Below are 22,701 nucleotides of genomic sequence, written 5' to 3' on the forward strand. Positions count from 1 at the left end.
CCTATCGGCTCGCCGACTTCGCTCTAGGAGCTCTCGCCAAGACGAACAGTGACCGTCACACGGCCGCTGTCGTCTTTTCGTGCGATTCCGTAACCGGGCACATCAACTCCGTTGAGCCGGAGCTGCAGCGGCCTGCCCTCCCCGAGGAAGTTGCGCCACCACTTCTTGCTTTCGGGAATGCCGACCCAGATCACGATGTCGTCTCCCGAGCGCCAGTAGTTCACCGGCGTGCTGAAGATCTGCCCGGATCGGCGGCCGGTGTAGGTGACCACGGTGAAGTACCGGCCCGCCAAGCTGCGCAGTCCGGGCACGTTCAATGCCATCACCGGCACGGTGTTGACCGCATCGATAAAGCGACGAACTAGGGAACTCATCTGTACCTAACGGTCTTCGCGTAAGCGCTCATCCCAGCTTACGGAGACGAGGTTCAAGATCGTTCTTGAACAGCTCCAGGAACCGCTTCTGGTCGTGTCCGGGTGCGTGGAACACCAGGTGGTTCAGGCCCCACCCCACATAATCGGCGACCTTGGCGACCGCCTCGTCCGGGTCGGAGGCGACGATCCAGCGCTTGGCCACCTGCTCGATGGGCAGCTCGTCGGCGGCACGCTCCATCTCGATGGGGTCGTGGATGCTGTGCTTTTGCTCGGGAGTCAGCGACAACGGCGCCCAGAAGCGGGTGTTCTCCAGCGCCTTCTCCGGATCGGGGTCGTAGGAGATCTTGATCTCGATCATCCGATCGATGTCGTCGAAGTTGCGCTCGGCCAGTGCCGCACCCTCCTTGACGGCGGGGATGAGCTTGTCCTTGTACAGCTCCTCACCCTTGCCGGAGGTGCAGATGAATCCGTCGCCGGCACGTCCCGCGTACTTGGCGACGACGGCGCCGCCGGCGGCGATGTAGACCGGGATGCCGCCCTCGGGCACGTCGTAGATGGCGGCGCCCTGGGTGCGGTAGTAATCGCCCTCAAAATCAACGCGCTCACCGGTCCACAGTTCACGCATGAGCCGGACCGACTCGCGCAGCCGCGCGAAGCGCTCCTTGAACTCCGGCCATTCACCGATGAAACCGGTGGCGATCTCGTTGAGCGCCTCACCGGTGCCGACACCTAGGAAGATGCGGCCCGGGTACAGACACCCCATGGTGGCGAAGGCCTGTGCGGTGACGGCCGGGTTGTACCGGAAGGTGGGGGTCAGCACCGAGGTGCCGAGCTGCAGGCGCTGGGTGCGCTCGCCGACGGCCGTCATCCAGGCCAGCGAGAACGGCGCATGACCGCCGTTGTATCGCCACGGCTGGAAATGGTCGCTCACGGTCGCACTGTCGAAACCGTGCGACTCGGTGGCGACCGCCAACTCGACGAGCTCACGCGGCGCGAACTGCTCCGCCGATGCCTTGTATCCCAGCTTCAGTTCCCGTGCCATCCGCGCGCTCCTCGCCTCAAGGGTGCTTACCGCTCATCGCAAGTTCTCCAACCACCCTAACCAAGGACTCATTACTCTCTATTTCATGGTCGAGATCACCCAGGTCAGCGACGCCGTGCATGTGGTCAACGGAGAGGCGGTCAACTGGGTGATCGCATCGGATGATTCGGGAGTCGCACTGTTCGACTCCGGCTACCCGGGCGATCGCGATGACGTCTTGAAATCCATTGCGGCGCTGGGACACAAGCCACAGGACGTGCGCGCCGTGGTGCTCACGCACGGGCACATCGACCACATGGGGACGGCGATCTGGTGGGCCGCCGAACACGGTGTCCCGGTTTATGCCCACAACGCAGAGCTGGGCAATGTGCGGCGCGACTACGTGGATCAGGCCGAGCCCTTCAAGGTGGTACTGAACCTGTGGCGGCCCGGGTGGCTGCCGTGGGTCATCCACGCGATGCGGCTGGGAGCCGGGGTCCGTGACGGCATTCCGACGGCGGCTCCGCTCGGTCCCGAACTCGCGGATCTACCGGGTGCACCCGTTCCCATCCCGACCCCCGGTCATTCCGGAGGTCACTGCTCGTTCCTGGTCGCCGGTCACGTGCTGGTGGTCGGAGACGCCATCATCACCGGGCACCCGATCGCGAGCCGTTCGGGACCGCAGCTGCTGCCCACTCCGTTCACCAAGGACATGGAACAGGCACGTCGCAGTGCGCAGGCTCTGGCCGAAGTGGACGCCGATGTGCTGGCTCCGGGGCATGGCCCGGCGTGGACGGGGTCACTGCGCGACGCGGTCGAGATCGCCCTGCGCACCTAGCGCCGAATGTCGGCTTATCGCGCTACGCACTCGCGGTTTCGCGCGGAAAGTCGACACTCGAGCCAGAGATGGGGTCGAGTCCCAGGTGTTCGCGCAGTGTCTCGTGTTCGTACTCGCTGCGGAAGGCACCGCGTTCCTGCAGCAGCGGTACCACGGTATCCACAAAGTCATCGAGGCCGGCCGGAGTCAAGTGCGGGACCAGGATGAATCCATCGCAGGCATCGGCCTGGATGTACCGGTCGACCTCCGCCGCGACCTGAGCCGGGGTACCGATGAACTGCTGGCGCGAGGTGACCTCCTTGATCAGCTCGCGGATCGACAGGTTCTTGGCCTCCGCGATCTCCCGGTACTTCGCGGCGATCTCCCGCGGGTCGCCGTGGCGCGCCTTCCCCCGGGTTATCGAGTCGTCTCCGGTGGGCTCGACATCCGGCAAGGGACCATCCGGGTCGTATCCGGACAGGTCGCGGCCCCAGACCTGTTCCAGATAGGCAAGGGCCGTCTGCGGGCCCACCTGCTGGTCCCTGATGTAGGCGGCCTTCTCGATGGCCTCCTGCTCAGTGTCACCCAGGACGTAGGTAACTCCAGGAAAAACCTTGAGCTGATCCGGGTTTCGGCCGTGGGCGACCGCACGGGCCTTGACGTCGGCGTAGTACTTCTGCCCCGCGGGAATCGAGGAGTGGATGGTGAACAGCGCGTCGGCATGCTTAGCGCCGAAGTCGCGCCCGTCGGCCGAATCCCCGGCCTGCAGCAGCACCGGATGCCGCTGCGGAGATGCCGGCGCGGTGGGCACACCACGGACGGTGAACTGCGCGCCCCGATGGTTGACCAGCCGCGGCTCACCCGCTTCGTCCCAGCTGTCCCAGAACTTGCGTGCCACGGAGATGAACTCCTCGGCCCGGTGGTACCGGTCGGCGTGGTCCAGGAAGCCGCCACGCCGGAAGTTCTCACCGGTGAAGGCGTCGGACGAGGTGACCATGTTCCAGCCGGCCCGCCCGTCCGAGAGATGGTCCAGAGAAGCGAATTGCCTTGCCACATTGAAGGGTTCGTTGAAGGTGGTGTTGATGGTGCCTACCAACCCAAGCCGTTCGGTGACGGCGCCGAGGGCGGCCAGCACCGTGAACGTATCGGGTCGGCCCACCACGTCGAGGTCATGGATTCGGCCACGGTGCTCACGCAGTCGCAGCCCCTCGGCAAGGAAGAAGAAATCGAACAGTCCACGCTCAGCAGTACGGGCCAGATGCACAAAAGAGGAAAAGTCGATCTGACTTCCCGAGGCGGGATCGGACCACACCGTGGTGTTGTTGACGCCCGGAAAATGCGCAGCCAGGTGAATGGGCTTGCGGTCCTTGCCTTCCCGAACCTGAATCGGATCCGATGGGGTGCTCATCAGATCAGCCCCCATTCCTTGGCAATGAGTTCATAGGACCTGCGCCGGTCTTCGTGCCGGTGGGTGATGGAGGTGATCACCAGTTCGTCGGCACCGGTGACCCTGGCCAGGGTGTCGAGCCGCTCGGCGACCTGGCCAGCGTCGCCGACGAACTGGGTGGCGACCCGATCTTCCGAATGGCGACGCTCCTCATCGGTAAGTGGTTGTGCAGCATCGGGGTCGGGATACGCAATGGCGCCATGCCCCGATCGGATCGAGTGCACCCAACGGCCAAAGGTGCTGGTGAGATGACGCGCGGTCTGCTCGTCCTCGGCGGCTACGGCGTCCGCCGAGACGATGACGTACGGCTCGGCCAACGCCGGGGAGGGCTGGAACGCCTCGCGGTACGCCTCAACGGCCTCCAGGGTGGACCAGGGGGTGACGTGGTAGTTCGCCACGAAGGGCAGACCGCGCCGGGCCGCCACCTGAGCCGATTCACCCTTGCTGGAACCGAACAGCCACAGCGGCAGATCGGCGCCCTCACCCGGACGGATATGCAGCGCAACACCTTCCGGACTGACATAGGTACCGTCAAGAAACGCCTGGATATCGGACACCTGCTGATCGAAATCGGCGATCTGTGCGCCCGGCTGCTGCAGGGTAGCGACGGTGGCCCGCAGCTTCGGGTTGTCCTTGATGCCGAACTCCGTCGGCGCCTGCGGAATGAACAACCCATCCACCTCATGGGCCGGGGCAGGTTCGGGCTTCTGCTCATTTCCGGCAAGCCGGTCTCTGATGCGATGGCCCGTGCGCCCGAGTCCTAGATCGATACGCCCCGGATAGAGCGCATCGAGGATCCCGAAACTCTCCACCACCGCGGCGGCCGTGGTCGAGGCAACCTGGACGGCACCGGCACCCACCCGGATCCGACGGGTAGCCGCAGCGATATGCGCGATGACCAGCGCGGGAACGGTGCTCGCGACCGCGACGAAGTGGTGCTCGGCGAGCCAGTAGCGGCGGTATCCCCATTGCTCGGCGTGTTGGGCCAGGTCGATCGAATTACGCAGTGCCGTCGTGGCATCGGATCCTTCGCTGACCGGGGACAGGTCGAGAACCGAGAGTGGGACGTTCATGCCGACTTCCTTGCGTAGCGGTTGGTGGCGGTAGGCAGGCCGAGCCGTGCGCGCAGGGTTCCGTTTTCATACTCGGTGCGGAACCCGTGGTGGGCCTGAAGAAGCGGCACGAGTTCGTCAACTATGACGGGAATGTCGAGCGCGTTGATCGCGGGTCGCAGGCGCACACCGTCGATACCCCACTCGTGCCATTGGGCGATCAGATCGGCCAACTCCGGTGCCTGACCGGTGAATATGGCTGCATCCGAGTGGAACTCGTCCTCCCGGCCGAAGGAGACCACTAAATCCGCGAGCACCTTGATGGTGCGGTGACCTGCCGTATTGTGCAGGCGGGCGGGTATCTCGGCGGCAGAGGCGGCGTCATGCGGGGTGACGAAGACGAGGTCGGCGTTCTTCGCGGCGAATGCCTGTCCGGGACGGCTGCGGGCGAGTGCCGCGACCACCGACTGCCCCTGCGGGGATCTGGGCGTGATGGACGGACCCTTCACCGAGAAGAAACGGCCCTCGAAGTCGGTGTAATGCAGCTTGTCCCTGTCGATGAACCGCCCCGTCGCCAGATCTCGGACCTCGGCATCGTCCTCCCAGCTGTCCCACAACCGCCGTACCACCTCCACGGAGTCGGCGGCCTCCTCCAGCAGTTCATGCAGCGAGAGCACCTTCGTGCGGCCGAAAACGTCGGCCTCATCCTCGGTATCGGCGATGGTCACCTGCCAGCCGGCGCGGCCACCGGACACGATGTCGAGGGTGGCGATCGACTTGGAGAGGTGAAAGGGCTCATTGTGGGTGGCCGGTGCAACGGGGATGAGCCCGATACGTGTGGTCACCGGGGCTACGCGTGCGGCGGTCAGTATCGCGTCCAGGCGTCCGCCGGGAGTGCGGGCGAATGAGTCTTCGAACGTCACGAAATCCAGCAGCCCGTGTTCGGCGTGCTGGACCTGCTCGGTCCAGTACTTTCCGGTCAAGGGGCTGCCGGCGTGCTGATCCGCGCTCGGATGCCATCCGTACCCGTCCAGAGCCAATCCGAGCAGTGTCGTCACGGCATGTTCAACGTCCACGAACCGCGTGACGAAGGCGTTTATCTCACCTTGAAGGAAAAGCCGTTCGGTTCTCTGTGCCCAGCCAGGGCCGCCTACAGGTCCTTCTCGAACGGATGGATACCGACCTCGTCCGCGGACAGCGTCTGGTCATAAAGCGGCTGGTACCCCGCAGACAGATACAGCGCCTTGGCCTCGGGCTGGCGGGGACCGGTGGTGAGGTAGATGCGCCGATACCCGCGGCTGCGAATCTCCTGTTCCAATGCAGCCAGGGTGCGCCCCGCCAGACCCTGACGGCGGTGGGCGCTGGACGTCCAGATGCGTTTGAGTTCAGCGGTGTCGGCGTCATATCGCTGAAAGGCGCCACCGGTCACGGCGGCACCGCCCTGGACCCCGATCAGCAGACCACCGTCGGGAGCCGTGAAGTGCGCAGCCGGGTAGTTGACCAGGAACTCGTGGTGCTCATCCAGGGTCCCGCCGTATCGGGTGCTGTACTCCACCGCCAGCTCGGCCAGCAGCGGGGCGGCCAGCGGATCCTGCTGCTCCACCGTCACAAACTGCAGCAGATCCTCACACGCCGTCATGTCATCCTTGCCTGGGTAGTCCGCGGGGGTTGATCTTCGACTTGGCGACCGCCTCGTTCTCCAATCCCCAGCGCTGCAACACCTTACGATACGTGCCGTCGGCTATGGCGTGGTTGATGGCGTCCGCGACGGCCCGAACCAGCCCATTGTCCTTCTTGATCAGGACCGCGATCTCCCCCTGCAGCGCCTCCCCCGCCCCGGAGAATGTGCCGACCAGCTTGGTCTGTCCGGTCGCCTGGGAGTGAAACACCGCTGTCGGATTGGGGCCCACATACGCGTCGATGCGACCCGATGCCAATGCCAGGTAGTAGCCGGTGGTCTGCTGGAAGTACTTCAGATCGGCGGCGGGAAGACCAGCCGCGACGTTCTGTTCGTTCCATTGCACCAGCAGTGCCTCCTGGTTGGTGCCCGACCCGACGCCGATGGTCTTGCCGGCGATATCCCTGGCTCCCTTGACCTTCCAGTCCAACGACCGACGCACCTCGAAGGCGACGTTGTCCAAACGGTAGGTCGCGAAGTCGAACTTGTCCTTGCGTTCCTCGGTCACCGTCACATTCGAGATGAACGCGTCGACCTCGCCCGAATCCACCTTGACGAAGTTCTGCGCCCAATCCGCCGAACGCAGATCTACACGCAATCCCAGAATGTCCGCCACCAGGTAGGCGAAATCCGTTTCAATCCCGATCATCGTCTTGTCGTCATCGGCGTAAAAGCGCAGTGGTGGTGCGGAATTAGCGTCCCCGGTGACAATCAGCGTGCCGCGCCTGCGGATGGCTTCGGGCACCTCGGCCGCGATCGTATCCACCGTGGCCACGCGCACCCGGTCTTGGTCCGGACTCAGATTGAAGGCCGACGACACCTCCGGCTCCGCGCCCGCGCCACAACCGGTGAGGACAACCAGCGCGGCACAGCACAACGCGATAAGACGTCTCACGCCAGCACCTTGGACAGGAAGCCCGCGGTGCGCGGATGTGACGGGTTGTCCAGCAGCTGTTCGGGCGGCCCCTGCTCGACGATGGCGCCTCGATCCATGAAGACCACGGTGTCGGCGATCTCCCGGGCAAGGCCGATCTCGTGCGTCACGATCACCAGGGTGGCGCCGTCACTGGCGAGCTGGCGGATCACGTCAAGCACCTCGGTAACCAGCTCCGGATCCAGTGCGGAGGTGGGCTCGTCGAAGAGAATAACTTTGGGTTGCAACGCCAAAGCGCGCGCGATGGCCACCCGCTGTTGTTGACCACCGGATAGCCGGCGCGGATACTCGGCCACCTTGTCGGCGACGCCGACCCGTTCCAGCAGCCTCGTCGCCTCGGCCACCAGCTCGGCGCGCGGCGCCCGCCGCACCGCCAGCGGCGCCTCGATCACATTCTCCAGCACCGTCAAATGCGGGAACAGGTTGAAGTTCTGGAACACGAAGCCCACCTGCGAACGCTGCCGCAGAATGGCTCGTTCCGAGAGCTCGTAGAGCACCGAACCGCGCTGCCGGTACCCAATGAGCTCGCCGTCGATGCGGATTGTCCCGCCATCCACCTTCTCCAGGTGGTTCAGGGTGCGCAGCAGTGTCGACTTCCCGGAGCCCGACGGCCCGATAATGACCGTCACCTCCCCTTGTTGCACAGTCAGATTCACATCGCGCAGTGCCACCACCTGGCCGTAGGACTTGTGCACACCGCGCACCTCGATGGTGCTCATCGATGTGCGCCCCGGGCGTAATGCCGCTCGATGTAATACTGCACGACGGTCAGTACCGACGTGATCACGATGTACCAGACCGTGGCCACCATGAGCAGTGGCACCACCCGCCCGTTACGCCCGAAGATGACCTGCACCTGATAGAAGAGATCGGCGATGGCCATGGTGGACACAATGGACGTGCCCTTCACCAGACTGATCACCTCATTGGCGGCGTTGGGCATGACCGACCGCATGGCCTGGGGTAGCACGATCCGGAAGAACTGGCGGCGCCGGGGAATCCCCAGGGCTGCAGCAGCTTCCAATTGGCCCTCATCGACGGACAGGATGCCGCCACGGATGATCTCAGCGAAGTAGGCACCCTGGTGCAGAGTCAATCCGATGACCGCGGCGGTCAGCCCGCTCAGCAGCTCGTTGGTATCGACGGTGATCAGGCTCGGCCCGAAAGGAATCCCGAAACTGATGCTGTCGTACAGGTAGGCGATGTTGAACCAGAACAGCAGCTGCACGATCAGCGGTATGGATCGAAAAATCCACACGTACGTCCACGAGATCGCCTGCAAGACCGGGTTCTTGGACAGTCGTGCCGCCGCCAGCGCCACACCCAGCACAAACCCGAGCACAGTGCCGTAAATCGTCAACCTGATCGTCAGCCATAGCGCCGCCAGTACCGATTTGGCGGTGAAGTACCGCGCAAATGTCGGCCAGTCCCACCCCGGGTTGCGCACCAGACCGTGCACGAACATCGCCACGAACAGCAATGCCACGGCCGAGAGGATCCAGTTGCCCGGACGTGGCCGGCGCCGGACCCGCAGCACCGGCTCGCCAGACTCCTCAGATGCCCGAGCGCGCGGCGGCGCAGCGGGTGCCGATGTCATGCGGTCGAACCTAGGAACACCGACCAGTGCACAACAGTCTTTGGCTCCCGGCGAATCGAACGGCCGCTATCCGTCATGTCCGACCGGGGAAGAATCCGCGCCGTCAGAATGTTCAAATAAGCCATGCCAGAAATCCCCGCAGGCTTCGAAGATCTCCTGGAACAACGGCTCTACGGCCACCTGGCCACGGTCGGTGGCGATGGTTCCGCACAGTCCAGTCCGATGTGGTTCAGCTGGGACGGCGAGCGGGTGCGGTTCACCCACACCAACAAGCGGGCCAAGTTCCGCAATGTTCAGACCGAACCGCGGGTCGCCTTCTCGATCCTGGACCCCACCAACCCCTACCGGTACCTGGAGGTGCGGGGCACCATCGACCAAATCGACGATGACCCAACGGGGTCGTTCATCCAGGAGTTGGCGCACCTGTACCAGGCACCCTGGGCCGGGAAGAGCACCGGCGATGAGGCAGACCGCGTCATCCTCTACCTGCGGCCCACCAAGTTCTTAAGTCACGGCTAGGCCAACGGCCCCAGCAGGCGCATGCACATATCGGTGGCCCTGGCCCCCAGTTCTGCTGCACTGCACCTATTTTCGTCGGCAAGCCAGTCCTCCATGAGGAGGGTCACACCGCCGACGCCGAACACGGCCGCCTCCAGCAGCGCCGGCTCCGGCTGGGACACCTCGGGTGCGATGGTCAGGAGTATCCCGCGCGCCACACGGTTCTGAAGGCTTCGGCGCTTGGCGGCCAGGCCGGGAAATCCCGCGAGGTCGGAGGTCAGAATGCGCAGCACCGCCGGGTCCCCGACGGAGTGCTCGAGGTAGGCCGTAAGCCCGGCCGTCAGCTGTACATGCGGCTGGTCGCCGGCCACTCGACCCGCCGCTGTCATGGCCGCGAACAGTTCGGTGAACACGTCGTCCACGATCTGCAGAACCAGATCGCCGATCGCCGAGAACTGCTCGTAGAAGTACCGATCGGTCAGCCGCGTCCGCGCACAGACTCCCCGCACGGTGACCGCGGGCAGCCCGCCATCGGCCCATAGCTCGCGACCCGCCCGCACCAGCGCCACGCGCCGCTCGTCTTGGCGCTGCTCTCGCGTCTTACCACCGTACGTGCGGTGAGTCTGACCGTTCGTCACGCTGAAACGCCCTTCGTCTTGACATAGGCAACCTACTCGCTAATGTTGAGGACACCCGTCATCAGAAACTGCCCGACAACGCGGTCTAGGAGATTTCATGACACTTGCACCCGAGCATTCCGCCCCCGACACGGACTTTGAGGAGCTCATTTCCCGCCCCTTCGAGTCCCAGCTGCACGAACACGACTACCAGGTCACCGATATCGACGGCACCTTGCCGCCAGCGCTGACCGGCACGCTGTTCCGCATCGGTCCCGGCAAGTTCGAGGTGGGCACCACCGTCCTGCGGACGATGTTCGACGCCGACGGCATGGTGTCCCGATTCATCCTGGACGGTTCCTCGGTCCGCTTCACCAACCGGTATGTGCGCACCCAACAATTCCGGGACGGATTGCAGGGGCCGATGCGCAGACCCGGGATCACCACCCAGGTGCCCGGAAAACTACTGGCCAACCTCCACGTGCCGGCGAACACCGCGAACACCAATATCGTGTCACTGGCCGGGGAAATGCTGGCACTCTGGGAAGGCGGGCCACCACATCGACTGGACCCCGACACCCTGGAGACGCTGGGCACCAACGACTTCAAGGGCAAGCTCGGGTACGTCGGCGCCTTCTCGGCACACCCGAAATGGGACCCTGTCACCGGCGAGATGTTCAACTTCGGCCTGGATGTCTTTCCCACGCCACGACTGCGCTGCTATCGGGTGAGCCCCAGCGGTCAACTCTCGCAGATCAATTCGGTGACCCTGTGGGACATGGGCTGGAACCACGATTTCGCACTCACCGAGAAGTATCTGGTTTTCGTGCTCGACCCGATCCGCCCCAACATCGGTCAGCTGCTGCGTGGCAAGCGTTTCGACGAGAGCCTCGAGTACCAGCTGACCAATGGCAGCACCAAGTTCATCCTGGTGCCCCGCGACGGATCCAAACCGATCGTCATCGAACACGCGCCGCAGACCCACATCCATGTCACCAACGCCTTCCAGGACGGCGCAGACGCGGTGGTCGAGTTCGTCAGATACGAGAGCCTCGAGTTTCTACGGCGATCACTGCATGCCGCGATGGGGCCGAAGGACCACCCAAATCCTCACCACCATCTGGTGGTCCGCGAATGGCCGGACAGCCACCTGGTCAGATTCCGCATCTCGCCCAGCGGCAAGATCACCGAGGAAGTGGTGTCACAGTCCGCGAAAATTGAATTCCCGCAATATGACTGGCGGCAATCCACCCGCAATCATCAGATCACCTATACCGCAGGCACGCTGGAGCGCCAGGGCCACTACAACGGCATCTTCAAGTTCGACCATCGCACCGGCACCATGACACACTGCGATTTCGGGAAGGCCTCGGTCTGCGAACCCCTCTTTGTGCCGCGCGACAAAGACTCGGCACAAGATGATGGCTGGCTGCTCGCGGTCAACCATGACCTGGTCGAAAACCGTTCACAGCTAGTCATTCTCGATGCGCGTGATGTCGAGCAGGGCCCACTGGCGGTGGCCCACCTGACGCACCACCTGCCGATAGGGTTCCACGGCACCTTCACCCGGCGGGTGGCCAACCCGTTTGCACCGCTACCGCATCCGAACCTGGTGGCCTAACACCGATACCCTGTCACGCCTTGGAGGGCCACCAGCTCAGCTTGCCGAAGGCCTGAGCCAAGGTGGGCACCATCAGCGTCCTGACAATGAAGGTGTCCAGCAGGATGCCCACACCGATGATGAACCCCATCTGCACCATCTGATTGACCGAGCCAACCATCATGCCCAAGAGGCTGGCGGCGAACACCAGACCGGCCGAGGTGATCACCGACCCGGTCTGACGCACGGTCCGGATGATGCCAAGCCGCATGCCCCGGGCACTCTCCTCCCGCAGGCGTGAGATGAACAACATGTTGTAGTCGGCACCGACGGCCACAATCAGCACGAATGTCATGGCCGGGACCGCCCAATCCAGCTGTTGCCCAAGGAGAACCTGGAACACCAGCACGCCGATGCCCAGTGAGGCGACATAGGTGAGGAGCACCGTGCCCAACAGGTACAGCGGCGCGATTACCGCCCGCAGCAGCAGGCACATCACCAGAAAGATGATCAGGAGAGTGACGACGATGATCTCGCGGAGATCGCTGTCGTAGGCCTTCTTCAGGTCGGCGTTGATGGCGGGAAAACCGCCCACCGACACCGTGGCACCGGCCAGCGCGGTGTTGGGAGTCGCCTCGCTGCCGACGCGCTCCATATCGCGGCTCAGCTGCATCGCTTCGGGCCCATAGGGATTCAGCGGTGACTGAACCAGATACATCGCGGTACGCCCATCGTCCTGCAGAAACGCCGAACTCAGCTCCTTGAATCCGGGATTCTGCAACATCACACCCGGCACGGAGAACCCGGATGCGGCAGGGGAATTGGAATCCTTGCCAATGGTCTGCAGGGTTACGGCCGCCTCGCCCATGGACCGGACGGTGTCCTCGAGTTGCGTATTCAGGTCGCGGATCCGCACGCCCATCGTCTTGACGGAGTTCATGTCGACACCCAATCCCTGAAGCTGCCGGAAGTAGCCGGAGATGCGTTCAAACTTGCGTTCCATCTCGGGCAACTTCGCGAGTAGCCCGCGAATCTGCTTGAACTGATTGTTCATATCGCCCAGCAGCTGGGTGATCGTCTTTCCACCGGTGACCGCCCGCACCGACTCGCGCAGGTTTTCCGCCGACGACAGCGGCCCCTTGTCGCGTAGCTCGATGAGCTGATCGCGCAGCTTCACACAATCGGGTTGTACCGGGCAGAAGGGGGATTCGGCCAGCGTCTGGGTCAACGACGCCCCGGCGTCGAGCGTCGAGAAGGTCGCCTCGACCGAGGGGCCCATCGTGGCGAGCTGATCCACCATCCCCGCCACCGTGCCCATCTGCGATATCAGCGACTGATACCGATCCAGCTGCCCGTCAACCTCTTTGGCCATCGACAACATTTGCGGCATCATCTGCTGCATCCGGGCCAGGTCCCCGTCACCCAGCTCGTTGGTCATGGCCGACATGACGTCGGCGAGCTTGGACATCCGCTCGAGCTGCGGCCGCAGGTCGGCGTTGACCTGTCCACCCGTCTTGTCGATCTGCGTTCCCATGTATCCGATCTGCCATGCCAATGTGGCCTGAGTGAGCTTGTTGCCATCGGGACGGGTGATGCCGACGACCTTCCCGACTCCCGGAAGTTGAGAGATGCGCTCAGCCATCTGGTCAAGATCGGCCAGCGCGCGCGGATTACGCAGATCCGATGGCGCCTGTATCAGGAGATACTGCGGCATCACCGAATTGGCAGGAAAGTGGGCATTGAGTATCCGCATACCCTGGTTCGACTGGGCCGAATCCGGCAGCACCCGCGACATATCGAAGCTGGGCCGCATGAAGGGCACGAAGGACGCTGCCGCCAACAGGATCACGATCGCCGCGCCGAAAACGGGCCAGGGGTGCCGCACAATGTTCACTCCCATGCGGTGCCAGTACACGCCGGCCCGGTCCGGCCCGGGCAGCCCCAACCCGCGCTGGGCGGCCAGACTCAGCGTCGCCGGTAGCAGCGTGGTGACCACGAAGAACGCGACGATCACCCCCATGGACACGGCCGGACCGGCCGCCGCGAGGAAGGCCAGCTTGGCGGTCAACTGCGCGATGTTGGCGATCGCCACCGTGGCAGCCGTCGCCAGGATGACCCTGGTCATCGAGCCACAGGCATGCGCCAGCGCATCCGGCGGCGCCTCCCCCGCGCGAATTCGCTCGTGGTACCGACTCACCAGGAACACCGTGTAGTTGACGCTGGCCCCCATCAGCACGGCCATCATCAGTCCGGCAGACACCGAGGACACCGGGACCAGGCCCCGATCGGCAAGTCCGGCGATCACTCCACGTGCGATGAGCAGACTCATCCCCATCACCAGCAGCGGCAGCATCGCGGTGAACCACGATCGGAAGACCAACAACAAGATGAGGCCGATGACGACCACGGTCACCGCGCCGATCTTGGGCAGATCACCCAATGCGGCGTTGCCCATATCGGTGATGGTGCCTGCCGCGCCGGTGATGTTGGCGGTGGTGGCCGATCCCGCGAAGGTCTGTCTCACCAAATCGTCAACCGAGCGATATGCCCTCTGCGCCAACGGAGTACCAAGGTCCCCGGCCAAACCCGCCATCGCGTACCACGTGGTGCCGTCCTCGCTGAGAACCTGCTTGCGCGCCACCGGGTTACTGCGCATCCGCGGATCGCCCAGCTGATCCTGCACGAAGGTGACGTACTCCTTGTTCGCGCCCAGCCGGTCGATCAGCGCGGAGTACCGAGCCTGCGACTCGGCGTCAAATCCCTTGTCGCTGTGCATGACGATGATGACAGCGTTATCGATTCCGGGACGGCCGAATGCCTTTCCCATCTCTTTCATCGATGCCAACGCCGGACTCACTTCGCCCGTCGGCAGTGGACTGACCGAGTGTTCGTTGGCGACCCGCTCCAGCTGCGGCCACGCGGCATTGACCAGAACAGCGACCGCTATCCACGCCAGTATCACCAGCTTTGCGTGCTTGGCCACGAAACGCCCGGCCCGTTCGAACGCCGGACTGTATTGGTGCGACATCCTGGGCTCCTCAGATCAACGGCGGAAAGGTGACACTGGGCATGCCCGGCACGCCGGTCATCGGCATGACGGTGTAGCGCAGGGTGAAGGTTCCACCGAGGTCGTCGCCGACCACCAGCACGGTGTATCGGCTGTTGAGGTAGGCGTCCTGGCCCACCACGGTTTGATGTTCGAATCCCGCATCGGTCAGGAGCTTGCCCGCCGCGGCGACCGCTGAGGCGTCCACGCCGCTGACCGCCAAGGTCCGAGAACTGCCCTCGGCGTCCTGGCGATATGTGCCTTTGATGACCGGGATATCACGCGGAAAGTCTGGGGGCAGAACGTTTACGCCGGGCGGGGGCGGCGGAATCGGCGTGACCGGCGGATATGTGGTGCGCTCTACGGCACCACCCACGAAATCGGACATCGAGCAAGCGCTCAGGGCCTGCGACATCATCACGGCGGCAAACACCAATACCGCGACATGAACGCTTCGTTGCGTCATGACGGGATACTACAAAGGCTTCGCCGTTAGTGCTAGCCCCTGCTAACTAAAGCTAGCCCGAATTAGCCGAGTGCCCGTTCCAGATCCGCGATGAGGTCCTCGGTGGACTCCAGCCCGACCGACAAACGCACCACGCCATCGGAGAGCCCGATCGCCGCGCGCCCCTCCGGGCCCATCGCCCGATGGGTGGTGGTGGCGGGATGGGTGATGAGCGACTTGGAGTCACCCAGGTTGTTCGAGATGTCGATGAGCGAGGTGCCGTCGAGCACCTCGAAGGCACGCTGCTTGCCCGCGTCGCCGTCGGCGTCCAGCTCGAAGGTGACGACGGTACCGCCGCCGCGCATCTGCCGCTTGGCCAGTTCGTGCTGAGGATGGCTAGGCAGGAACGGGTATCGCACCCAGCGCACCGCGGGATGCTGTTCCAGGAACTGCGCGATCTTGGAGGCGGATTCGTTGGCGTGCCGCACTCGAAGATCCAGTGTTTCAAGGCCTTTCACAAGCGTCCAGGCATTGAAGGGGCTCAGCGCCGGCCCGGTGTGCCGCATCAGCGTCTTGACCGGTCCCTCGATGTATTCGGTCTCACCCAGGATGGCGCCGCCGAGCACTCGACCCTGCCCGTCGATGTGCTTGGTGCCGGAATAGACCACCACATCGGCGCCCAGCGGAATACCCTGCTGCAACAGCGGTGTAGCAAAAACGTTGTCCAGCACCACCTTTGCGCCCGCGGCATGAGCCAGCTGGCACACCGCCTCGATGTCGACGAGTGATTGCATTGGGTTGGAAGGGGTTTCGAAGAAGACCGCCTGCGTAGGAACGGACAGCGCCTCCTCCCACTGGGAGAGGTCCTCACCGTCGACGAACACGGTCTCCACACCCCAGCGCGGCAGGATCTCGTTACAGACCACAAAACAGGACCCGAACAGGCTCCGGGCAGCGACAAGCCTGTCACCGGCACCGAGTAACGCACCCAGCGCGGTGAAGACGGCCGACATGCCTGTCGCCGTCGCAAATGCCGCCTCGGCACCCTCGATGAGCCGCAACCGCTCCTCGAACATGGAGATCGTGGGGTTGCCGTAGCGGGAGTACACATACCGATCGACCTCGCCGGTGAAGGCGCGTTCCGCAGCGGCCGCGCTCTCGTAGACGTACCCGGAGGTCAGGTACATCGCCTCGGCGGTCTCCTCGAACTCGGAGCGCAGCAGTCCACCACGCACGCCGATGGTCGCCTGGCTCACGCCGTCGGGCAGCGCCTTGGGTATGCGGACCGAGGGAACGCCGTCAGGAGTCTGGTTCATGACTGCCGCCAGGGCAGACCGATGGCACGCCATCCGACTCCGCCACGGTGCCCGTTCTCATCCAGGTTGCCCTCGAACCCGTCAAGCACGTTGTAGGACGGGGCGATTCCCGCCTCGGTGGCCAGTTCCGCCGAGCCGATCGACCGGTTACCGGACCGGCACAGGAAGATCACCGGACGGTCGTCCCCCTGGGACGGCCCGGTCACGCCCGCGGCTGCCAGCTCCTCCAGGAACTGCTCATTGCGTTCACCGTTCGAGCGCACCCACTCGATGTACACAACATCGCGACCGAGCTCGGTGAGGTCGGGAATCCCGACCCACTTCCACTCCGCCGACGTGCGCACATCGACAAGAACGGCCTCTGGGTTGTCCTTCAGCAGCGCCCACGCCGCCTCCGGGGTGATATCTCCTGCGTAGCCCACGAAGAGCCAGTCTATTGGTACTGGCTGCACACCCTCCACGAGCCGTCTTCCTTGACGAAGGAGACGTCCGCGGTGAGCTTGGTGTCTTCGGATTTCATGTAGTGATAAGTCACCGAGGCGGTGGCGGTATCCCCGGTGATCTTGACGTCCTTGACGTCGTCCACGTACCGGTTTCCGCGTGCCGCCTCGGATTTGTCCTGCGCGGCAATCACATTCTGTTCCGGGCTGACGATGGCTCGGCAGCTGCCGGCCACATAGTCGGCATAGGCATGTCGCTGCAGCGCATCGTTCTGCGCGATGACCGACTGCCCTACCCGGCCCTCTTCGGTGAGACCGTCACCCGACCGGAAGAACGTCGATACCGCGATACCGATCACCACGATTCCAAAGATCACCGCCCCGGCGATGAAGGGGCCGATACTCCCGCGATCCTCGGATTCCACCTGCTCCTCGGGCGTCACCGCAGATGCCTGGCGACCTGATGCGCGCGGCTCATCGCCAGCGCGGTATTGGGCGCGGTGGCCAATGCCAGCCCAACCCGGCGGCGCCGGTGGATCTCCGAATGCCCGAACACCCGAAGATCGCTCTCAGGTATCTGCAACGCCTCATCGAGCTGCCGCGGCGACGGACCCTGGCCGTCGCCGTAGACCAGCTCGGCGGCCGCCGGCGACACCAAAATGGTGTCGATCGGTACCCCCAGCACCGCGCGTGCGTGCATATCGAATTCGGACAACCGCTGCGATCGCACCGTCACCAGCCCGGAGTCGTAGGGCCGCGCACTCACATCGCAGAAGTAGACCTCGTCGCCGCGGACGAACAGCTCGACACCGTAGACACCGTGCCCACCAAGGGCATTGACCGCGCGAGCGGCAATCGACCGCGCCAACTCGAGCGCCGCCTGACTCAGCGGCTGCGGCTGCCACATCTGCATCGCGTCGGTGCCGCTCTGCCGGTGTGCGATGGGCTCGCAGAAATACAGTCTGGTCGCACCGCCGACCCCGGCCGTGCGCACCGTCAGCAGCGTGATCTCGTAGTCGATCTCCACCACGGTTTCCACCAGCACCCGCCGGATATCACCGATGTTCGCCGCCACGGCCTGATCCCATGCCGGTTCCGCGTCGCTCTCCCGCAGCACCACCGATTCGCCCTGGCCGTAGGCGGCCGAGACCGGGCGCACCACTACCGGGAAACCCGCGGTTTCGAGAATCTTGTGCAGCTCCTCCACCGAGTTCGCGAACCAGTAGGCGGGCGTGGGCAAGCCGAGTTCCTCGGCCGCCATCCGCCGCATCGCCTCGCGATCGCCCGCCAGTCGCACGGCCTTGGCGGTCGGAATGACCTGGGTGACCTTGCCGTCGGCCAGTTTCTCAAGCGCGTCGACCGAAGCGGTCTCCACCAGCGGCACCACGAACCGGGGCCGTTCCTTCTCGACGAGCTCGAACAACGTCTCCGACTCACCGATCGACGCGCGCATCGAACGGTCCGCCGCGTCCTGGGCGGGCCCGGGCGTGCCGGTGTCCACCACAACGACCTCAGCGCCCAGGCGCTGGAAGGAGATGGCCAATTCTCTGGCGAGTTCACCCGAACCCAGCAGCATCACCGTGGTGCGGTTGGGCGCAGCAGGCTCCGGTACGTCGCCGGCTGACGCTGCGGTCTCGACAGTGGGCTTCGCAGCCTTGGCGGATTTGGGCACCTTCGCGCCGTTGGTGGCACGGATGGCGTCCTCGGTCACCGGCGCCGTCTCGGCGGGCCCGGGCTCCACGGTGTCAGTTGACGCCGTCGACCCTTGCTCGCTGGGGGGCGAACCCTCCTGCGTCACCACGATGTCTTTTACGCCTTCCGGTCGGTCTGTTGCCCTGTTGGACCGTGCCTAGCGTGCCAGATTGCCACACATCCTCAACCGAGAGTGCTGTGGATATAACACCAGCGCCAATCCTCACCGGGCTCATGGGAACGCATCACCGGGTGCCCCGAGGCGTGAAAATGTGCGGTGGCGTGCTGGTGGGGACTGGAATCGCAGCAGCTCACCCGGCCGCATTCCAGGCACATCCGCAAATGGGCCCAGACCTGCTCGCCCAGTGCGGCGCAGTCCTCGCAACGCCCGGGGGTCCGGGCTTCAGGGTCGGGCCCGGTGGCGGCCACCAGCTCCGGACAGGGGCCCTGCCCCGGTGTCGACGCGGGCGCGGCAGATCCGCGCCGGAACAGCCGCTTCATATTTGCCCTCTCAACGTGCCCGCTTAGGTGCCAGGACCACTCTCCGCACAGAATACGAAGGTGAACGTTTCACTGCTGGCAGTACTCACGGCCGCCCTCGTCCTGGCAGCGATTTCCCGGCGATTCGGGCTTCCCACCCCGTTGGTACTGGTCGTGGCGGGTTTGGCGGCCACCGCCATCCCCGGCCTGCCGTCCATCGAGATGGACCCGGACCTGGTGCTGTTCGTGATTCTGCCGCCGCTGCTCTACACCACGGCGCTGGAGAGCTCCTACGTCAACCTGCGCAAGAACGTGCGGGCGGTCAGCAGCCTGGCCGTGGTGCTTCCGCTGGTCACCACGGTCGCGGTGGGCTTCGTGGCGTTCTATGCGGTTCCCGAGCTGCCGCTGGCCGGCGCGATGGTGCTCGGCGCCATCGTGGCACCGCCCGATGCGGTATCGGCCACCGCCATCGGCCGCCGCCTGGGCCTGCCGCGCAACATCATGACGCTGCTGGGCGGCGAGAGTCTGCTCAACGACGCCACCGCACTCACCGCCTACCGGGTCGCGATCGCCGCGGCGATCGGGCTCGGCGCCACCGTGGCCGACGGGCTCAAGATCTTTGCGCTCGCGGCCGTCGGTGGGGTGCTCGTCGGGGTTGTCATCGGGAAATTGGTCAACATCATCCGCTGCAAGCTCGACGATCCGCTGTCCGAGAGCGCCATCGGCCTGGTGGTGCCGTTCTTCGCCTACCTGCTCGCTGAGGAGATACACGGCTCCGGCGTGATCGCGGTGGTGGTCGCCGGCCTGATGCTGGGACACCGCTCGGTCCATGCCGGATACGCCACCCGGCTACAGGACGATGCGGTGTGGAAGGCCGTGCAGCTGCTGCTCGAATCCTTCGCGTTCCTGCTCATCGGGTTGCAGCTGCCCAAGGTCATCGAGGGACTACGCGGCCTGTCGTTCCAGACCATCGCGCTGTCGTCGATCGCGGTGCTGGCCACCGTCATCGTGGTACGCATCGTGTTCGTCTTCGCCTTCGCCTATATGCGTCCGCCCGGCCAACGCCCGTCGGCACGTGGGGTCTTTGTGGTGGCGTGGGCCGGGATGCGAGGTGTGGTGTCGCTGGCGATGGCCTTCGCGGTGCCGCTGTCCACCGTCACCGGCGAGCCACTGCCCGGGCATCCGCACATCGTGTTCCTCACCTTTGTGGTGGTGGTGGGAACCCTTCTGCTGCACGGCCTTACGTTGCCGTGGGTGATCAGGGTGCTGGGCGTGCAGAGCGACGATGAACGCAAGGACGCCCTGGCCGAGGCCGCCGCCCAGGACAAGGCTGCCCGCGCGGCGGCCGATCGTCTCGAGGAACTCCTGGATGACAACGACGGCATCGAGGACACCAACGTGCGCAGCCGGGCCGCGGAGATCCTGCGGCACTGGAACACCCGGCGCCGCAACGCGGCCTGGGAGCGCCTCGGACGCAGCGATGAGGATGCCGGTGAGAGCCCGATGGCCGCATTCCGGAACCTGCGCCTGGAGATGCTCGAGAAGGAGCGTGAAGTGTTCATCGCCGAACGCGATGCGGGCAATATCGACGACGAGGTGCTGCGCACCGTGTTGCGTGGACTGGACCTCGAAGAGGCCACCATGAATCAGGCCGACAGGTAGCCCGTCACGGCTGGCCGGGCAGCAGCTGCACCATCAGCCCATTGGCATCGGCCAGCACCGTCCCGGCGGCGTCATAGAGCTCCGCCGAGACGAACGCCTTGCGGCGATCCACCTCGTCGATGCGGCTGCTGGCCGTCAGGGGCACACCGACCGGCACTACCTGGCGGTAGTTGACGTGCAGGAAGGCCGTACGGCTGATGGTGCGGCCCGCCATGATCACCGTCATCCCGAAGAGATGGTCGAACAGCAGCGGCAGGATGCCGCCGTGTACGGCGCCATTACCGCCGAGGTAGAACCGCGGGAAGTCACCATGCGCCTCGATACCGTCCGGTCCGGCCTTGTCGATGAACCACGGCGGCAGCAACAGGTGCCCGTTGGCGGGCTCGTCGGCGACCCGATTGGCAGGTCCGACACCCTCGGGCGCCTGGTACGGGTCCATCAGCTCGACGAGCTTCTCGGTGAGATCGGCCGCCTCGTCCCAGCGAGGATCGTCCATATCGGCCGACACCGCGAGATCCTGCAGCCGCCGCATGGCGGTCAGGAACCGCCCGAATCCGGGCCCCACCGAAGACGGCGAGTACTGGGGAAAACCCCCGCCACGGATTTCACGGATGGCCCGATTCATCTCTTCATGCAGTGCGGCGAGTCTGTCCCCGTCGGCAGTCATGACTTCGAGAGTATGTCCCGCCGCACAATCGTCTGATCGCGGCCCGGCCCAACGCCGATGCATGACATCGGCGCACCGGCGAGCTCTTCGAGACGCAACACGTAGTCCTGCGCCTTGGCGGGCAGGTCGCTGAACTCGCGAGCCGTGGAAATGTCCTCCCACCAACCCGGAAGCTCTTCGTAAACCGGTGTGGCGCGGTAGATCTCGCTCTGGGTCATCGGCATTTCGTTGGTGCGCTTGCCATCCACCTCGTACCCGACACAGATCGGGACGGTCTGCAGGCTCGACAGCACGTCCAGCTTGGTCAGGAAGTAGTCGGTGATGCCGTTGACCCGGGTGGCGTACCGGGCGATGACGGCGTCGAACCACCCGCAGCGGCGGGCGCGCCCGGTGGTAACGCCCACCTCGCCGCCCGTCTTGGCCAGGTAGGCGCCGTGCTCGTCGAACAGCTCGGTGGGGAACGGACCCGAACCGACGCGGGTGGTGTACGCCTTGAGAATCCCGAGCACGGTGGTGATCCGGGTGGGCCCGATACCGGACCCCACCGAGGCGCCGCCTGCGGTCGGATTCGAGGACGTCACAAAGGGATAGGTGCCGTGATCGACATCGAGCAGCGTGCCCTGCGATCCTTCCAGCAGCACCGTCTCACCGCGTTCCAGAGCCTGGTTGAGCTCAAGACGCGCGTCGGCAATGCGATGCTTGAATCCCTCGGCCTGCTCCAGCACGCCGTCGACAACCTGATCCGGGTCGAGCGCCTTGCGGTTGTAGATCTTGACCAGCACCTGGTTTTTGAATTCCAGTGCGGCATGAACCTTTTGACGCAGAGATTCCTCGTCGAGAACATCGGCGACCCGGATCCCGATGCGCGCCACCTTGTCCTGATAGCAGGGGCCGATACCGCGGCCGGTGGTGCCAATCTTCTTGGATCCCAGGTACCTTTCGGTCACCTTGTCGATCGCGACGTGGTACGGCATCAGCAGATGCGCGTCGGCGGACAAGATGAGACCCGAGGTGTCGATACCCCGCTGCTCCAGACCCGCGAGCTCGGTCAAGAGCACGCCCGGATCGACGACGACCCCGTTGCCGATGACGTTCGTCACCCCCGGGGTGAGGATCCCCGACGGGATGAGGTGCAAGGCGAAGTTCTCCCCGTTGGGTAACACCACGGTGTGTCCGGCGTTGTTACCGCCCTGGTAGCGGACTACCCATTGAACCGAGCCACCGAGCAGGTCGGTTGCCTTGCCTTTCCCCTCGTCGCCCCACTGGGCGCCGATCAGGACTATTGCCGGCATGTGCGTTCTCTGCGCTTCCCTGTTGG

General features: G+C 64.7%; 23 protein-coding genes. 4 read left to right on the forward strand and 19 right to left on the reverse strand.

The features are described 5' to 3' along the window. Positions 1–23: 23 nt before the first annotated feature. Complete coding sequence (locus BB28_RS21345) at positions 24–374, reverse strand: nitroreductase/quinone reductase family protein (protein ID WP_030096257.1); 351 nt, start codon at positions 372–374, stop codon at positions 24–26. 28 nt (positions 375–402) lie between these two features. Continuing rightward, positions 403–1,416 (reverse strand): glucose-6-phosphate dehydrogenase (coenzyme-F420), encoded by a 1,014-nt coding sequence (gene fgd / locus BB28_RS21350; protein WP_030096256.1) that lies wholly within the window; start codon positions 1,414–1,416, stop codon positions 403–405. An 85-nt stretch (positions 1,417–1,501) separates the two neighbouring features. On the opposite strand from fgd, the gene BB28_RS21355 reads away from it, so the two are divergent. Next, complete coding sequence (locus BB28_RS21355; RefSeq protein WP_030096255.1) at positions 1,502–2,233, forward strand: MBL fold metallo-hydrolase; 732 nt, start codon at positions 1,502–1,504, stop codon at positions 2,231–2,233. Positions 2,234–2,255: 22 nt separating this feature from the next. Here BB28_RS21355 and BB28_RS21360 read toward each other — a convergent pair whose 3' ends face one another. The 7 genes from BB28_RS21360 to BB28_RS21390 all read right to left on the reverse strand — a co-directional run bounded on the left by BB28_RS21360 (position 2,256) and on the right by BB28_RS21390 (position 8,920). Continuing rightward, positions 2,256–3,635 (reverse strand): NtaA/DmoA family FMN-dependent monooxygenase, encoded by a 1,380-nt coding sequence (locus BB28_RS21360; RefSeq protein WP_419894506.1) that lies wholly within the window; start codon positions 3,633–3,635, stop codon positions 2,256–2,258. Continuing rightward, positions 3,620–4,732: an LLM class flavin-dependent oxidoreductase gene (locus BB28_RS21365; RefSeq protein ID WP_046254959.1), complete on the reverse strand. Its 1,113-nt coding sequence runs from the start codon at positions 4,730–4,732 to the stop codon at positions 3,620–3,622. The genes BB28_RS21360 and BB28_RS21365 overlap by 16 nt, the downstream gene beginning before the upstream one ends. After that, the gene (locus BB28_RS21370; protein WP_046256051.1) at positions 4,729–5,769 is read right to left on the reverse strand and encodes an LLM class flavin-dependent oxidoreductase; all 1,041 of its coding nucleotides are present in this window, start codon (positions 5,767–5,769) and stop codon (positions 4,729–4,731) included. The genes BB28_RS21365 and BB28_RS21370 overlap by 4 nt, the downstream gene beginning before the upstream one ends. 92 nt (positions 5,770–5,861) lie before the next feature. After that, a complete protein-coding gene (locus tag BB28_RS21375) occupies positions 5,862–6,350 on the reverse strand; it encodes a GNAT family N-acetyltransferase (protein ID WP_046254960.1) in 489 nt (162 codons plus the stop codon). Between the two features lies 1 nt (position 6,351). Next, the gene (locus tag BB28_RS21380) at positions 6,352–7,284 is read right to left on the reverse strand and encodes an ABC transporter substrate-binding protein (RefSeq protein WP_046254961.1); all 933 of its coding nucleotides are present in this window, start codon (positions 7,282–7,284) and stop codon (positions 6,352–6,354) included. Then, positions 7,281–8,042: an amino acid ABC transporter ATP-binding protein gene (locus BB28_RS21385; RefSeq protein WP_046254962.1), complete on the reverse strand. Its 762-nt coding sequence runs from the start codon at positions 8,040–8,042 to the stop codon at positions 7,281–7,283. Before BB28_RS21385 ends, BB28_RS21380 begins: the two co-directional genes overlap by 4 nt. Then, a complete protein-coding gene (locus tag BB28_RS21390) occupies positions 8,039–8,920 on the reverse strand; it encodes an amino acid ABC transporter permease (protein ID WP_046254963.1) in 882 nt (293 codons plus the stop codon). The genes BB28_RS21385 and BB28_RS21390 overlap by 4 nt, the downstream gene beginning before the upstream one ends. Positions 8,921–9,043: 123 nt before the next feature. Between BB28_RS21390 and BB28_RS21395 the strand changes: the two genes are divergently transcribed. Continuing rightward, the gene (locus tag BB28_RS21395) at positions 9,044–9,439 is read left to right on the forward strand and encodes a PPOX class F420-dependent oxidoreductase (protein WP_046254964.1); all 396 of its coding nucleotides are present in this window, start codon (positions 9,044–9,046) and stop codon (positions 9,437–9,439) included. Here BB28_RS21395 and BB28_RS21400 read toward each other — a convergent pair. Further along, positions 9,436–10,056, reverse strand: coding sequence for a TetR/AcrR family transcriptional regulator (locus tag BB28_RS21400; protein WP_046254965.1), 621 nt, complete (start codon positions 10,054–10,056; stop codon positions 9,436–9,438). The two genes, BB28_RS21395 and BB28_RS21400, sit on opposite strands and share 4 nt — an antisense overlap. A gap of 97 nt (positions 10,057–10,153) precedes the next feature. Here BB28_RS21400 and BB28_RS21405 point away from each other — a divergent pair, with 97 nt between their 5' ends. Then, positions 10,154–11,656, forward strand: a complete 1,503-nt coding sequence (locus BB28_RS21405; protein WP_046254966.1) for a carotenoid oxygenase family protein — start codon at positions 10,154–10,156, stop codon at positions 11,654–11,656. A 13-nt stretch (positions 11,657–11,669) separates the two neighbouring features. Here the strand turns inward: BB28_RS21405 and BB28_RS21410 are convergent, their stop codons facing one another. From BB28_RS21410 to BB28_RS24765, 7 genes are all read right to left on the reverse strand, one after another. Beyond that, the gene (locus BB28_RS21410) at positions 11,670–14,663 is read right to left on the reverse strand and encodes an MMPL/RND family transporter (RefSeq protein WP_046254967.1); all 2,994 of its coding nucleotides are present in this window, start codon (positions 14,661–14,663) and stop codon (positions 11,670–11,672) included. A 10-nt stretch (positions 14,664–14,673) separates the two neighbouring features. Continuing rightward, positions 14,674–15,147 carry a hypothetical protein gene (locus tag BB28_RS21415; protein WP_046254968.1) on the reverse strand — a complete coding sequence of 158 codons (474 nt, stop codon included), beginning with the start codon at positions 15,145–15,147 and terminating at the stop codon, positions 14,674–14,676. 62 nt (positions 15,148–15,209) lie between these two features. Then, complete coding sequence (locus BB28_RS21420; protein ID WP_046254969.1) at positions 15,210–16,442, reverse strand: O-succinylhomoserine sulfhydrylase; 1,233 nt, start codon at positions 16,440–16,442, stop codon at positions 15,210–15,212. Continuing rightward, a complete protein-coding gene (locus BB28_RS21425; RefSeq protein WP_046254970.1) occupies positions 16,439–16,864 on the reverse strand; it encodes a rhodanese-like domain-containing protein in 426 nt (141 codons plus the stop codon). Before BB28_RS21425 ends, BB28_RS21420 begins: the two co-directional genes overlap by 4 nt. 11 nt (positions 16,865–16,875) lie before the next feature. Continuing rightward, entirely contained in the window at positions 16,876–17,325 is a 450-nt protein-coding gene (locus BB28_RS21430) for an Rv0361 family membrane protein (RefSeq protein WP_046254971.1), read from the reverse strand. Next, the gene (gene purT / locus BB28_RS21435; protein WP_046254972.1) at positions 17,322–18,686 is read right to left on the reverse strand and encodes a formate-dependent phosphoribosylglycinamide formyltransferase; all 1,365 of its coding nucleotides are present in this window, start codon (positions 18,684–18,686) and stop codon (positions 17,322–17,324) included. The genes BB28_RS21430 and purT overlap by 4 nt, the downstream gene beginning before the upstream one ends. Positions 18,687–18,757: 71 nt before the next feature. After that, positions 18,758–19,075, reverse strand: coding sequence for a UBP-type zinc finger domain-containing protein (locus tag BB28_RS24765; protein ID WP_075874142.1), 318 nt, complete (start codon positions 19,073–19,075; stop codon positions 18,758–18,760). A 60-nt stretch (positions 19,076–19,135) separates the two neighbouring features. Here BB28_RS24765 and BB28_RS21440 point away from each other — a divergent pair, with 60 nt between their 5' ends. Continuing rightward, positions 19,136–20,716 carry a Na+/H+ antiporter gene (locus BB28_RS21440; RefSeq protein WP_046254973.1) on the forward strand — a complete coding sequence of 527 codons (1,581 nt, stop codon included), beginning with the start codon at positions 19,136–19,138 and terminating at the stop codon, positions 20,714–20,716. 4 nt (positions 20,717–20,720) lie between these two features. Here the strand turns inward: BB28_RS21440 and BB28_RS21445 are convergent, their stop codons facing one another. Together BB28_RS21445 and BB28_RS21450 are read right to left on the reverse strand one after the other, a co-directional pair. Further along, on the reverse strand, positions 20,721–21,383 hold the full coding sequence (locus BB28_RS21445; RefSeq protein ID WP_081252305.1) for a PaaI family thioesterase: 663 nt from the start codon (positions 21,381–21,383) through the stop codon (positions 20,721–20,723). Then, positions 21,380–22,675: an adenylosuccinate synthase gene (locus tag BB28_RS21450; protein ID WP_030096236.1), complete on the reverse strand. Its 1,296-nt coding sequence runs from the start codon at positions 22,673–22,675 to the stop codon at positions 21,380–21,382. The genes BB28_RS21445 and BB28_RS21450 overlap by 4 nt, the downstream gene beginning before the upstream one ends. Positions 22,676–22,701 lie beyond the last annotated feature (26 nt).

Origin of the sequence: Mycobacteroides chelonae CCUG 47445, from assembly GCF_001632805.1 — a bacterium.
Lineage (GTDB): Bacteria > Actinomycetota > Actinomycetes > Mycobacteriales > Mycobacteriaceae > Mycobacterium > Mycobacterium chelonae.